The sequence below is a fragment of the Luteimonas sp. MC1572 genome (genome assembly GCF_016615815.1).
In the GTDB taxonomy this organism is placed as follows: domain Bacteria; phylum Pseudomonadota; class Gammaproteobacteria; order Xanthomonadales; family Xanthomonadaceae; genus Luteimonas.
In genome coordinates this window covers 2,112,123-2,125,103 of sequence record NZ_CP067112.1, presented here as the reverse complement: position 1 = coordinate 2,125,103, position 12,981 = coordinate 2,112,123, and the positions used below count along the sequence as shown (strand labels likewise).

At 66.7% G+C, this 12,981-nt stretch carries 12 protein-coding genes; all 12 read left to right on the top strand.

What is annotated here, in order from left to right; translation table 11 throughout:
• The first annotated feature begins 15 nt into the window (after nt 1-15).
• The 12 genes from JGR64_RS09725 to pheT all read left to right on the top strand — a co-directional run bounded on the left by JGR64_RS09725 (nt 16) and on the right by pheT (nt 12,981).
• Nucleotides 16-768 (top strand): lytic transglycosylase domain-containing protein, encoded by a 753-nt coding sequence (locus JGR64_RS09725; RefSeq protein WP_199373269.1) that lies wholly within the window; start codon nt 16-18, stop codon nt 766-768.
• A 52-nt stretch (nt 769-820) separates the two neighbouring features.
• Nucleotides 821-1,207, top strand: a complete 387-nt coding sequence (locus JGR64_RS09720; protein WP_199373137.1) for a TrbC/VirB2 family protein — start codon at nt 821-823, stop codon at nt 1,205-1,207.
• Nucleotides 1,200-1,505 (top strand): VirB3 family type IV secretion system protein, encoded by a 306-nt coding sequence (locus JGR64_RS09715; protein WP_199373136.1) that lies wholly within the window; start codon nt 1,200-1,202, stop codon nt 1,503-1,505. Before JGR64_RS09720 ends, JGR64_RS09715 begins: the two co-directional genes overlap by 8 nt.
• Nucleotides 1,502-3,973, top strand: coding sequence for a VirB4 family type IV secretion/conjugal transfer ATPase (locus JGR64_RS09710; protein WP_199373135.1), 2,472 nt, complete (start codon nt 1,502-1,504; stop codon nt 3,971-3,973). Before JGR64_RS09715 ends, JGR64_RS09710 begins: the two co-directional genes overlap by 4 nt.
• 38 nt (nt 3,974-4,011) lie before the next feature.
• A complete protein-coding gene (locus JGR64_RS09705) occupies nt 4,012-4,758 on the top strand; it encodes a hypothetical protein (protein WP_199373134.1) in 747 nt (248 codons plus the stop codon).
• A 21-nt stretch (nt 4,759-4,779) separates the two neighbouring features.
• Complete coding sequence (locus tag JGR64_RS09700; RefSeq protein WP_199373133.1) at nt 4,780-5,913, top strand: type IV secretion system protein; 1,134 nt, start codon at nt 4,780-4,782, stop codon at nt 5,911-5,913.
• A 216-nt stretch (nt 5,914-6,129) separates the two neighbouring features.
• Complete coding sequence (gene thrS, locus JGR64_RS09695) at nt 6,130-8,037, top strand: threonine--tRNA ligase (protein WP_199373132.1); 1,908 nt, start codon at nt 6,130-6,132, stop codon at nt 8,035-8,037.
• Between the two features lie 69 nt (nt 8,038-8,106).
• Entirely contained in the window at nt 8,107-8,652 is a 546-nt protein-coding gene (gene infC, locus JGR64_RS09690) for a translation initiation factor IF-3 (RefSeq protein ID WP_199373131.1), read from the top strand.
• A 258-nt stretch (nt 8,653-8,910) separates the two neighbouring features.
• The gene (gene rpmI, locus JGR64_RS09685; protein ID WP_055249161.1) at nt 8,911-9,108 is read left to right on the top strand and encodes a 50S ribosomal protein L35; all 198 of its coding nucleotides are present in this window, start codon (nt 8,911-8,913) and stop codon (nt 9,106-9,108) included.
• Nucleotides 9,109-9,121: 13 nt separating this feature from the next.
• Entirely contained in the window at nt 9,122-9,481 is a 360-nt protein-coding gene (gene rplT, locus JGR64_RS09680; RefSeq protein WP_182820419.1) for a 50S ribosomal protein L20, read from the top strand.
• Between the two features lie 119 nt (nt 9,482-9,600).
• Nucleotides 9,601-10,596, top strand: coding sequence for a phenylalanine--tRNA ligase subunit alpha (gene pheS, locus JGR64_RS09675; protein WP_199373130.1), 996 nt, complete (start codon nt 9,601-9,603; stop codon nt 10,594-10,596).
• A gap of 9 nt (nt 10,597-10,605) precedes the next feature.
• Nucleotides 10,606-12,981, top strand: coding sequence for a phenylalanine--tRNA ligase subunit beta (gene pheT / locus JGR64_RS09670; RefSeq protein ID WP_199373129.1), 2,376 nt, complete (start codon nt 10,606-10,608; stop codon nt 12,979-12,981).

The window sequence follows — 12,981 nt, the reverse complement described above, 5'->3', positions numbered from 1 at the left end:
AATCTGATTCCGGGGATCGAAGCGCTTGCGTGCCAGGATCTTGCCGTGCCGGCCGAGGTCATGCATCACATCGTGCGGGTGGAGTCGTCCTACAACCCCTACGCCATCGGCGTGGTCGGTACGCGCCTGGCACGACAGCCGCGCAACCTGGCCGAGGCTGTCGCGACTGCAAGGCAGCTGGAACGCGACGGCTTCAATTTCTCGCTCGGGCTGGCGCAAGTGAATCTCCATAACCTGGTGAAGCAGGGGCTTGGCAATTACGAGCTTGCATTCGACCCTTGCCCGAACCTGGCCGCCGGCTCCCGTATCCTCGCCGACTGCCATATGCGTGCCGGTGGCGACTGGGACAAGGCGTTCAGCTGCTACTACTCCGGAAACTTCAGCACCGGCTTTCGCGACGGTTACGTGCAGAAGATCCGTGCCTCGATCGCGCGCGGAGACGGCAACGTCGACGCGGTCGCGATCGCCCGGGCTGGAGCGCCTGCGCGACAGTGGAAGGCAAGACGCGACCAGCGCGCTGATGGAGGCAGTGGAAGCCTGGTCGGTCGGAGAGGAGTTCCCGCCCTGGACGTGCATGGCGCAGGGCCGCAGCCGGTTGCGACCGCACAGACAACGCCGACGCTGGCGCCGGCTGTACAGACCGCCCTCCACCACACGGAAACCGAACCATTCGTCCCGACGGTCAGCACCACCGCGACTGGACGCGGCAACGAAACCCGGGATGACGCGGCACCAGCAGCGGAGCGCGACACCGCATTCGTGTTCTGAAAATCACTCCCGCCGGGATGGCGGGAATCCATCACCAACGCAGGGATGCATCATGAACGCACGCAAGGAAGGCAGGGGACACCAACATTACTTCGGCATGCGCCGTCACGTTTCCATCACCACGATCGCGGTGCTGGCGTCGGCGCCGTACCTGGCACTTGCGCAGGGCTTTGGGGGAGCGGACACCAAGGTCTGCGGCTTCTTCGAGAACGTCAACGGCCTTCTCAATATGGCATCGATCGCTGTAGTGACGATCGCCATCATCTTCGCCGGCTATCAGATCGCGTTCGCGCACAAGCGCATCGCCGACGTCGCGCCGATCCTGATCGGCGGGCTGCTGATCGGCGCGGCTGCGCAGATCGCGAGGATGCTGCTCGGCCCGGAGGCCGGCGAATGCACGGCGATGCTCGGGGCGGTGCTGCCGGTGTCGCATGCGTAGGGACGTGCTCTTCCGCGGTTGCACCCGCCCCGCCATGTTCCTGGGCGTCCCATACGTGCCGTTCTTCATCGGCGCCGGGGCATGCCTGCTGCTTGCGGTGTACGTGAACCTGCTTCTTCTCGTCACGCTGCCGGTGGTGGTGTTCGCGATGCGGCAGATGGCGCGCCGCGACGAGATGGTGTTCCGCATGCTGGGGCTGCGCTGGCGCATGCGCACCAGCGTGCGCAACCTTGGACTTCGCGACGGCGCGTGGTCGTTTGCGCCGAACAGATATCGTTCGCGCGGAGCGTCCGGATGAACGCCGTGGCGGATGCGGCGGTGGGCGACTTTGTTCCCCTCTCGTCGCACGTGTCGCCCACGGTGGTGAAGACCACAGGCGGCGACTTTCTGGTGGCGTGGCGCCTTGCTGGCCTGCCGTTCGTCGGCCGCGAGGCGTGGGACCTGGAGCATCGCCATGCCACGTTCAATCGGCTGTTGCAGTCGCTGCGCGCGCCGGATTTCAGCAATGTCGCCTTCTGGGCACACGACATCCGCCGCAAGCGTGCGATCAAGGGCGGCGGGCGATTCGCGCAGGCATTCAACCAGGACTTGTCCGACGCCTACTTCGCGAGGCTGTCCGAACAGGACGCGATGCAGAACGAGTTGTACCTCAGCATGCTGTATAGGCCGCTGGTCACTGGTCGGCGGATGTCGGAGCGCAGCTCGGACCTGGGTCGACTACGGGCGGAGCAGGAGCAGGCCGTGGCGCGGCTGCAGGAGCTGGCAGGCAATGTCGAGGCGGTGCTGGTGGACTACGCGCCGCGACGCCTGGGCATGTACGAAGCGGGGAACGGCGTGCTGTTCTCCGAGGTTCTTGAGCTTTACGGCTACATCGTCAACCGGCTTGACGAGCCGGTGCCGGTACTCGCCGCGCCGATAGGCGACTACCTGCCGGTGAGCCGCCACACGTTCTCGGCCAGGACAGGCGACTTCGTGGTGGCCACCCCGTGCGGGCGCCATGATTACGGGGCCATCCTCAACATCAAGGAGTATTCCGAGGCCACCTGGCCCGGGATCCTCAATGGCTTGAAGTACCTCGACTTCGAGTACGTCATGACGCAGTCGTTCAGCCCGATGGGACGTCAGGATGCGCTTCGCGTGCTCGATCGCACCAAAGGCATGATGGTGTCTTCCGGGGACAAGGCGGTCAGCCAGATCGCCGAGCTCGACCATGCGATGGACCAGCTGGCTTCCGGCAACTTCGTCCTGGGCGAGTTCCACTTCTCGCTTGCCTTGCACGCCGCCAGCCAGGAAGCGCTCTCGCACAACATCGCTGCCGCGCGCGCGGAACTTTCGAATGCGGGATTCGTTTCGGCCAAGGAAGACCTGGCAATAGCGTCGGCGTTCTATGCGCAGCTGCCCGGCAACTGGCGATATCGCACACGACTCGCCAACGTCAGCTCGCTGAATTTCCTCGGCCTTTCGCCCCTGCACAACTTCGCCAGCGGAAAGCAGTCCAGGAACCCGTGGGGCGAGTGCGTGACCACCCTGCAGGCGACCAACGGCCAGCCGTACTTCTTCAACTTCCACGCCACCCATGGCGGTGAGGATTCGCGCGGCGAGAAAGCCCTCGGAAACACCATGATCATCGGCAAGTCCGGGACGGGGAAGACCGCGCTCGTCAACTTCCTGCTCAGCCAAGTGCAGAAGCTGGATCCGTCGCCGACGATCTTCTTCTTCGACAAGGATCGTGGCTCCGAGATCTTCGTGCGGGCATGTGGCGGAAACTACCTGGCGCTGGAGAACGGCCGCGCCACCGGGTTCAATCCGTTCCAATGCGAGCGCACGGAAGGAAACGTGCAGTTCCTCGCCGAACTGGCCAGGATCCTCGCCGGCAAGCCCTCGTACACCGCGCGCGAGGACGAGGACATCCATCGCGCGGTGGAGGGCATTCTTGACACGCCGCCGGCGCTGCGAAGCATGACCAACTTCCAGAAGAGCCTGCCCAATATGGGGGATGACGGCCTCTACGCGCGCTTGCGGAAGTGGACCGCCGGCCACAGCCTGGGCTGGGTGTTCGACAATCCGGTCGATACCGTCGATCTCTCACGCGCCAACATCATCGGGTTCGATTACACGGATGTCGTCGACAACCCCGAGGTGAGGGTGCCGGTGGTGCGCTACCTGCTGCACCGCCTCGAGGGGCTGATCGACGGACGCCGGCTGATCTATGTGATGGACGAGTTCTGGAAGATCCTCGACGGTGGCGGCGCGCTCAAGGATTTCGCGCGCAACAAGCAGAAGACCATCCGCAAGCAGAATGGCCTGGGGATCTTTGCGACTCAGAGCCCGGAAGATGCGCTGTCCAGCGACATTGCTGCCGCGCTTGTCGAACAGACGGCGACCCTGATCCTGCTGCCCAACCCGAACGCCAAGCGCTCCGATTACGTCGATGGCCTGAAGCTGACCGAAGCCGAGTTCCGGGTGGTGCTGTCGCTCGACGAACGATCGAGGTGCTTCCTGGTCAAGCAAGGGCACGCTTCAAGCGTCTGCCGTCTGGATCTCAATGGTCTCGACGATGCGCTTGCGGTGATTTCGGCATCGACCGACAACATCGAAGTGATGCACCGGGTGCTGGCCGAACGTGCTCACGCCGAAGGCGTCGCGACTGACGCTCTTCACCCCGGGCAATGGCTCAGCGCGTTCCAGGCTGAGAGGCGCGGAACCGGACGCGAAGGTGTGCGCGCCATGTCTCGAGGCAGTCAGGGCGTATTGGTGGTGCCCTGATTCACATTGGACACATGTATCAACCCAAGGAGCTGGACATGGACGACAAGGAAGTCGGCAGGCGTGGAAACGGGGCTGCGGTGAGGCCCGTGCGGTGGGCAGCAGGCCTGCTGATGGCGGGCGTGCTAGCCGCAGGCCCGGCAAACGCTCAGGTCGCGGTATTCGATGTGCCGCATACCATCAAGACCATCCTCGGCTGGATCGCGCAGTACCAGCAGATGTGGCAGGACTACCAGAGCCAGATCGACCAGTTGAGCACGCTGGACAAGCAGTACCAGCAGGCGCTTGTGGCCGGCGCAGCCTACCAAGGCAACCCCGGGCATCGCGAACAGTTCGCCCAGCGCGGGCTGGACGATGGTCTGGCCGACCGCTGCGGCAGCGAGCCGCGCAACAATCCCTCTGGCGTCGAGCAGCACATGTATTGCAGCGCGATCGTCAACACCGAGAACCGCAGGTTCAACGCAATGGTGGCGATGCTCGAAGATGTCGAGGCACGCGACGGGGAGCTGCGTGCCACCTATGCGGAGCGCGCGGGCATCGGCGCGGACGAGCAGGGCAAGCTGGCGTCCAATACGAACCGCATCCTTGCCATCCAGGGGCAGCTGCAGAACGACGTACAGAACGCCGAGACGTTGCTGGGTGCGTATGACGCAACCCTGCGGACGTTGCAGGCCGACCAGGTGCGGGCGGCCAACAAGAGCTTCAGGAACCCGGGCACCGATGAGCTCATCCAGGGCGCTGCGCTCAAGGTCGCCTTGCGCGCAGCGCGCCTGCGCGAGCGCTGAGCAGGTACGACAACAATGGCCATGGAAGACACGCTGCGCTTCGTCATGGGAGGGATCGACTGGATGCAGGTCCAGGCCGGTCTCCCCAACATGATCTTCTTCCATGAGATCAGCAGCTTCCTCGACGACGAGATCAGTGAATTCGCAGGCAACCTGTTGGGACGCGTGCTGCGTGTGGTGGGCACCGCAGCGCTGAGCCTTTTGACGCTCTGGATACTGGTGCATGGCTACCGGATCGCCACCGGTCAGTCACGCGAGCCGATGATGGCGCTGGTCACCGATGCGCTGAAGGCGGTGCTGGTGATCGCAATTGCCACCGGGGCTGCCGCCGGCTCGGGGTCGACCTACCGCACGCTCACGCATGGCCTGACCGAAGTCGTCGCCGAAACAATAACGGGCGAGCGTGACGGCGGGCCGTATGAGGACATCGACCGGACGCTGGCCATCATGCAGGTGGCGTTGGCTGCGATCGATTCGGTTGATTCCGGCGATGACCTGCTGACTGACAAGCGAAAGGATCGAGCGTTGTGGTTTACCGGCGTCGGCCTCGGCGGGCCTGCGATCATGGCGGCGGCAACCATGCTGCTCAACAAGGTGGCGATCGCGCTGGTGGTCGGGTTGGGGCCGATCTTCATCCTGTGCCTGTTGTTCCGCGCAACGCAGCAGCTGTTCACGAAATGGCTCTACTACGGCATCGGCACCCTGTTCTCGCTGGCGCTGCTCACGGTGATGGTGACGCTCGCGCTCGACATGGTGATCGCGGTCGGCATTGCATTCTGGGTCGCCGGCTGGACCACCGGTGCCAGCCAGGAGAGTCTGACCGCGATGGCGATGCAGCAGGGCGGAATGGGGCTGATCTTGACCATGCTCATCGTGAGCGCACCGCCGATGGCTGCGGTGTTCTTCAACGGCGTGCTCGGGCAGTTCTCCGCCTACAACGCGCTCAACGCGCTGTCGCCGGGGTCTGGGCAAGGCGCGCCGCCCGGTTCCGGGCTGCCGCCCGGCGTCACGGCGGCGCATGCCCCGGCCCCGACAGGCCATGGTGCCGCAGCCGCGATGGACGCGAGCGATCCCGCGGGGGCGGCGCGGCTTGCCGGGCAGCGGTCAGCCCGCGTCGACGTCGATGTCATCCGCCCCGCCGGGCATTCCGGTTAGCCGGGCGCCGACGCGCACGATTTGTTTTAGAATCGGGCGCCACACCCCTTGGCGCAAAGGTGGCCCGCGGCAACGCCGGCCGAGCGTGCGACATGAGCACTACCACCGCCCACCGCTGATCCCCGCCCGCGGCCGATTCCGGAAGGCGCCCGCGTGGCGCTTTTTTCTTGTCCGCGGCCCGCAGCCCTTGCCGACCGCCCAGCCAGCAGCCCATACATGATCACCATCACGCTCCCCGACGGCAGCCGCCGCGAGTTCGATCACCCCGTCTCCGTCATGGAGGTCGCGCAGTCCATCGGCCCCGGTCTGGCCAAGGCCACCGTGGCCGGCAAGGTCGACGGCCGCCAGGTCGACGCGTCCGACCTCATCGACCAGGACGCCAGCCTGCAGATCCTCACCCCCAAGGACGCCGAGGGCGTGGAGATCATCCGCCACTCCTGCGCGCACCTGGTGGGCCACGCGGTCAAGCAGCTGTACCCCGACGCCAAGATGGTGATCGGGCCGGTGATCGAGGACGGCTTCTACTACGACATCTGGCGCGCGCAGCCCTTTACGCCCGACGACATGGCCGCGATCGAAGCGCGCATGCGCGAGCTGATCGACACCGAGTACGACGTCATCAAGCGCATGACCCCGCGCGACGAGGTGGTGGCGGAGTTCCAGGCCCGCGGCGAGGACTACAAGCTGCGCCTGATCGAGGGCCTGGGCCCGGAGGTCACGGCCATGGGCCTGTACCACCACCAGGAATACGTGGACATGTGCCGCGGCCCGCACGTGCCCAACACGCGCTTCCTGAAGGCGTTCAAGCTGACGCGCGTGTCCGGCGCCTACTGGCGCGGCGACTCCAAGAACGAGCAGCTGCAGCGCATCTACGGCACCGCCTGGGCCGATGCCAAGCAGCTCAAGGCCTACGTGCAGCGCATCGAGGAAGCCGAGAAGCGCGACCACCGCCGCATCGGCAAGCAGCAGGAGCTGTTCCACCTGCAGGAAGAGGCGCCGGGCCTGGTGTTCTGGCACCCCAAGGGCTGGGCGATCTGGCAGGTGGTGGAGCAGTACATGCGCGGCGTGTATCGCAGCAGCGGCTACGGCGAGGTGCGCTGCCCGCAGGTGCTGGACGTGAGCCTGTGGCAGAAGTCCGGTCACTGGGACAACTACAAGGAGAACATGTTCTTCACCGAGTCCGAGAAGCGGACCTACGCGGTGAAGCCCATGAACTGCCCGGGCCACGTGCAGGTGTTCAACCAGGGCCTGCACAGCTACCGCGACCTGCCGATCCGCTACGGCGAGTTCGGCGCCTGCCACCGCAACGAGCCCTCGGGCGCGCTGCACGGCATCCTGCGAGTGCGCGGCTTCACCCAGGACGACGGCCACGTGTTCTGCACCGAGGGCCAGATCGAGTCCGAGGTGACCGCGTTCCACGCCCAGGCCATGAAGGTCTACGCCGACTTCGGCTTCGAGGAGGTGCAGGTGAAGCTGGCCCTGCGTCCCGATTCGCGGCTGGGCGACGACGCCACCTGGGACAAGGCCGAGACGGCGCTGCGCTCCGCGCTGCGGTCGGCCGGGGTGGAGTGGACGGAGCTGCCGGGCGAGGGCGCGTTCTACGGCCCGAAGATCGAGTACCACCTGAAGGACGCCATCGGCCGCACCTGGCAGCTGGGCACGATGCAGGTGGATTTCATGATGCCGGGCCGCCTGGGCGCCGAATACGTCGACGAGAACAGCCAGAAACAGACGCCGGTCATGCTGCACCGCGCCATCGTCGGCTCCATGGAGCGCTTCATCGGCATCCTGATCGAGCACCACGCAGGCAGCTTCCCGGCGTGGCTGGCCCCGGTGCAGGCGGTGGTGATGAACATCACCGACGCCCAGGCCGACTGGGTCGAAGAGGTCAGGAAAACCCTTGTCAATCAAGGTCTTCGGGTCGAGTCCGACCTGCGCAACGAGAAGGTCGGCTACAAGATCCGCGAGCACACGATGCAGCGGGTGCCGTACCTGCTGGTGGTGGGGGACCGCGAGAAGGAGCTCCAGGCGGTAGCCGTGCGCACCCTGGCGGGGGAGGACCTGGGCAGCATGCCGCTTTCGGACTTCATCGCCCGCGTGCATGCAGAACGGGCCCCTTGCTGAGTATCATGTATCCCCGCGCCCGCCAGATGGCAGGCGCCATGGGGCCCGGGATCCGGGTCCTGCCCGGTAGTGTTCACCCACGGAGATTGCAACATCAGCACACCTGACAAGCAGAATAGAAGGAACGGCGAAATCCGCGTGCCCCGCGTGCGCGTGATCGGTTCGGACGGCGAGATGATCGGCGTGCTTTCGCGCGACGAGGCCATCGCCATGGCCGAAGAGGAAGGACTCGACCTCGTCGAGATCCAGCCCAATGCCGATCCGCCTGTGTGCAAGGTCATGGACTTCGGCAAGTTCAAGTTCGAGACGCAGAAGAAGGCGAACGAAGCCAAGAAGAAGACCCGCCAGGTCGAGATCAAGGAAGTCAAGTTCCGTCCGGTGACCGACGAGGGCGACTACCAGATCAAGCTGCGCAAGATGCGCGGGTTCCTCGAGGAAGGCGACAAGATCAAGGTCAACATCCGTTTCCGTGGCCGCGAGATGAGCCACCAGGAGTTGGGCCGCGAGATGGCCAACCGGATCGAGACCGACCTCGGCGAGGACATCGTCATCGAGTCCAGGCCGCGCCTCGAAGGCCGGCAGATGGTCATGATGATCGCGCCGAAGAAGAAGTGAGGCCGCGCGCCAGCGGCGCGTGACGCGACACCCTTCCCGCCGCGCCACGCGGGAAGGGCGCTTGAACCCGGTGATTGCCCCAGGGACCCGAGTCCGTGCATAATGCGCGGCTCGGTGTGCCGTTTTGGCGGCGTACCGGATGGACCCGTCCTGGATCCGCAGTGGATTCCAGGGCCTAAGACCGGCAGGGGCAGGACGGAAAGCGTGGCGCAAGCCACCGCCCGGGCCAGTGACAGAAACCAAACAGGGATCCCAGCAATGCCCAAGATCAAGACGCACCGGGGCGCGGCCAAGCGCTTCAGGAAGACCGCGTCCGGCAAGTACAAGGCAGGCCACGCGAACCGTAGCCATATCCTCACGAAGAAGGCGACGAAGCGGAAGCGCAACCTCCGTCAGACGAACCACATTCCTGCGTGCGACAGCGGTCGTCTCGATCGCATGCTGCCGTATCTCTGAGGAGGACTGAACAATGGCACGAGTAAAGCGTGGCGTGCAGGCGCGCCGCCGTCACAAGAAGGTCCTCAAGCAGGCCAAGGGTTACTACAACGCGCGCCGCAAGGTGTTCCGCGTTGCCAAGCAGGCCGTCACCAAGGCCCTGCAGTACGCCTATATCGGTCGCAAGCAGAAGAAGCGCAATTTCCGCTCGCTGTGGATCGTCCGCATCAACGCGGCGGCCCGCATCAACGGCATGAGCTACAGCCGCTTCATGAACGGCCTCCTGAAGGCCGGCATCACCCTCGACCGCAAGGTGCTGGCGGACATCGCCGTGCACGACGCGGCGGGTTTTGCCGCGCTGACCGAGAAGGCGAAGGGCGCGCTCGCAGCGTAAGTGTGTCGCCGGCCACCGCGCGTTCGCGCGGCGGTGGCCAGGCGGACAACGCAGTACACGCATGGGGAAGGGCGCAAGTCCTTCCCCATGTTTCGTTTTGGCTCCCCGAAGGTGCCCTGATGACCGACATCGAACACATCCGCCAGCAGGCGCTCGCCGACATCGCCGCCGCGCAGGCACCGGATGCGGTTGAAGCGCTGCGCGTCGCGCTGCTCGGCAAGAGCGGCAGCATCACCGCACTGCTGAAGACACTCGGCACGCTGCCGGGCGACCAGCGCAAGGCAGCTGGCGAAACCATCAACCGGGCCCGCGACGCGATCGGCGAGGCGCTGGCGGAGCGCAAGGCCGCACTCGATGCCGCCGCGCTCGACGCGCGCCTGGCCGGCGAATCCATCGACGTAACGCTGCCCGGCCGCGATGCCGACCGCGGTGGCCTGCACCCGGTCAGCCGCACCATGGAGCGCATCGCCGAGATCTTCGGCCGCCTGGGCTACGCACTGGCCGACGGCCCAGAGATCGAGGACGACTTCCACAACTTCGAGGCGCTGAACTTCCCGCCGCACCACCCGGCGCGCGCCATGCACGACACGTTCTACTTCGGCGATGGCCGCCTGCTGCGCACCCACACCTCGGGCGTGCAGGTGCGCTACATGCAGGAGCACGCGCCGCCGCTGCGCATGATCGCGCTGGGCAAGGTGTACCGCAGCGATTCCGACCAGACGCATACCCCGATGTTCCACCAGTGCGAAGGCCTGCTGGTCGGCGAGCACGCGAGCTTTGCCGACCTGAAGGGCACGCTGGTGGAGTTCGTGCGCGCGTTCTTCGAGCGCGACTTCGAGATGCGCTTCCGGCCGAGCTATTTCCCGTTCACCGAGCCGTCCGCCGAGGTCGACATCGCCTGGGCCCAGCCGGATGGCTCCACCCGCTGGCTGGAAGTGCTCGGCTGCGGCATGGTCCACCCCACCGTGCTGCGCAACGTCGGCATTGATCCGGAGCGCTATACCGGGTTCGCGTTCGGCCTGGGCGTGGAGCGCTTTGCGATGCTGCGCTACGGCGTGGACGACCTGCGCAGTTTCTTCGACAACGACGTGCGCTTCCTGCGCCAGTTCGCCTGAGGCCGCCGCATGAAATTTTCCGAGAACTGGCTGCGCCAGCACGTCTCCACCACCGCCTCGCGCGATGAGCTCGCGGCCACGCTGACCGCGATCGGCCTGGAGGTCGAAGAACTCACGCCGCTCGGCGCCGCGCTCGACGGCGTGGTGGTGGCGCGCATCGTGTCCGCCGAAAAGCATCCCGAAGCCGACCGCCTGCAGGTCTGCCAGGTCGACGCCGGCGGCGGTGCGCTGCTGCAGGTCGTCTGCGGCGCGCCGAATGCGCGCCCGGGCCTGGTCGCGCCACTCGCCACCATTGGCACGCAGGTTGGCGAGCTGGTGATCAAGGCCGCCAAGCTTCGCGGCGTCGACTCCAACGGCATGCTGTGCTCGGCGAAAGAACTGGGCATCGATGCCGACGCCTCCGGCCTGCTGGAACTTCCCGCCGACGCGTCGCCCGGAACGCCGCTGGCGGCCTACCTCGGCCTGCCGGACGCCAGCATCGAGCTCAAGCTGACGCCCAACCGCGCCGACTGCTTCAGCGTGCGCGGCATCGCCTATGACGTGGCGGCGGCTTGCGGCAGTGCAGTGGTGGAGCTCGACGCCACGCCGGTGCCCGCGCAGGGTGCTGCGACGCTCGCGGTCACGCTCGATGCCGGCGCCGATGCGCCACGCTATGTCGGCCGCGTCATCGAAGGCGTCGACGCCAGTCGTCCGACGCCTGCGTGGATGGCCGAACGCCTGCGCCGCAGCGGCGTTCGTCCGCTGTCGCTGCTGGTCGATGTCACCCAGTACGTGATGCTCGAACTCGGCCAGCCGATGCACGCCTACGACCGCAGCCTGCTGCACGGGCCGGTCGGTGTGCGCCGCGCGCGCGATGGCGAGGCGCTGAAGCTGCTCGACGGCCGTGATGCCGCGCTTGATCCCGGCTTCCTGGTGATCACCGATGCCGACCGCGCCGTCGGCCTCGCGGGTCTGATGGGCGGCTTCGATACCCGCGTCACCGACGCGACGCGCGATGTCTTCCTCGAGGCCGCGCACTTCGCGCCGGCCGCGATCATCGGCCGCGGCCGCAAGCTCGGCCTGCATACCGATGCCGGCCATCGCTTCGAGCGCGGCGTGGACCCGGAACTGCCCCGCACTGCGATGGAATACGCGACGCGCCTGATCCTCGACATCGCCGGCGGCGTGCCCGGCCCGGTGGTCGCGGTGGAACAGGCGCAGCATCTCCCGCGGCCGGCGATCATTCCGCTGCGCCGCGCGCGCCTGGCGAGCGTGCTGGGCATCGCCATCGCCGATGCCGACGTGGAGCGCATCCTGCGCGCGCTGGGGCTGGGCGTTGCGGCGGGCGACGAAGGCTGGACGGTGACCGCGCCGACGCGCCGCTTCGACCTGGCGATCGAAGAGGACCTGATCGAAGAGGTCGCGCGCATCCACGGCTACGACGCCATCCCGACCACGCTGCCAGGCGGTGCGATGCGGCTGGTGGCGGCATCGGAAACCGAATTGCCCGAACACGACCTGCGCCGCGCGCTCGCCGCGCGTGGCTACCTGGAGGCCATCAACTACGCCTTTGTCGATGCGGGGCTGCTAGCCACGTGGCAGGCGGACGAGGCGCTGGTGCCGCTGGCCAACCCGCTCAGCGCCGAGCTCGGCGTGATGCGGCCGCGGCTGCTGCCCGGGCTGGTGGACGCGCTGGCGCGCAACGTCGCGCGCCAGCAGGGCCGCGTGCGCCTGTTCGAACTCGGCAAGGTATTCACCGCTGCGGGCGAAGGCGCCGCGCCGCTGGAAACGCCGCGCATCGCCGCCGTGGCCTGCGGCGACGCCGCCATCGAGCAGTGGGGCGTGCCCGCCCGTCGAGTCGACTTCCACGACCTCAAGGGCGACCTGGAGGGCCTTGCCGCGCTCTCCGGGACCACGCTGGCGTTCCGCCCGGCCACGCCTGCCTGGGCGCATCCGGGCCGGGCTGCGGAGGTGCTGCGCGACGGCCAGGTGGTCGGTGCGATCGCCGAGCTGCACCCGCGCCTGCAGCAGGCGCTCGGGCTCGACCACCCCGTGGTTGCGTTTGAACTCGACCTGGCCGCGCTGCGCATGCGCGAAGTGCCGCGCGCGCGGGCGCAGTCGAAGTTCCCCTCGGTGCGCCGCGACCTCGCATTCATCGTTGCCGACACGGTGGCGTGGGCGGATCTTGAAGCCTCGGCGCGGGCCGCCGCAGGACCGGTGCTGCGCGCTCTGCGCGTGTTCGACGTCTACGCCGGGAAGGGCGTAGAAACGGGATTCAAGAGTGTCGCGATGGGCTTGATTCTGCAGGACGATTCACGCACGCTGACCGACCGCGATGTGGATGCGGTGGTGGTTTCGGTCACCAGCGCGGTGGCGGTTGCGCACGGAGCGCGGATCAGAGGTTGA

Excerpts from the sequence above, each read along its gene's own strand:
- JGR64_RS09720 (WP_199373137.1), top strand. The coding sequence starts at position 821 with ATGAACGCACGCAAGGAAGGCAGGGGACACCAACATTACTTCGGCATG.
- JGR64_RS09715 (WP_199373136.1), top strand. The coding sequence starts at position 1,200 with ATGCGTAGGGACGTGCTCTTCCGCGGTTGCACCCGCCCCGCCATGTTC.
- JGR64_RS09710 (WP_199373135.1), top strand. The coding sequence starts at position 1,502 with ATGAACGCCGTGGCGGATGCGGCGGTGGGCGACTTTGTTCCCCTCTCG.
- JGR64_RS09705 (WP_199373134.1), top strand. The coding sequence starts at position 4,012 with ATGGACGACAAGGAAGTCGGCAGGCGTGGAAACGGGGCTGCGGTGAGG.
- JGR64_RS09700 (WP_199373133.1), top strand. The coding sequence starts at position 4,780 with ATGGAAGACACGCTGCGCTTCGTCATGGGAGGGATCGACTGGATGCAG.
- thrS (WP_199373132.1), top strand. The coding sequence starts at position 6,130 with ATGATCACCATCACGCTCCCCGACGGCAGCCGCCGCGAGTTCGATCAC.
- rpmI (WP_055249161.1), top strand. The coding sequence starts at position 8,911 with ATGCCCAAGATCAAGACGCACCGGGGCGCGGCCAAGCGCTTCAGGAAG.
- rplT (WP_182820419.1), top strand. The coding sequence starts at position 9,122 with ATGGCACGAGTAAAGCGTGGCGTGCAGGCGCGCCGCCGTCACAAGAAG.
- pheS (WP_199373130.1), top strand. The coding sequence starts at position 9,601 with ATGACCGACATCGAACACATCCGCCAGCAGGCGCTCGCCGACATCGCC.
- pheT (WP_199373129.1), top strand. The coding sequence starts at position 10,606 with ATGAAATTTTCCGAGAACTGGCTGCGCCAGCACGTCTCCACCACCGCC.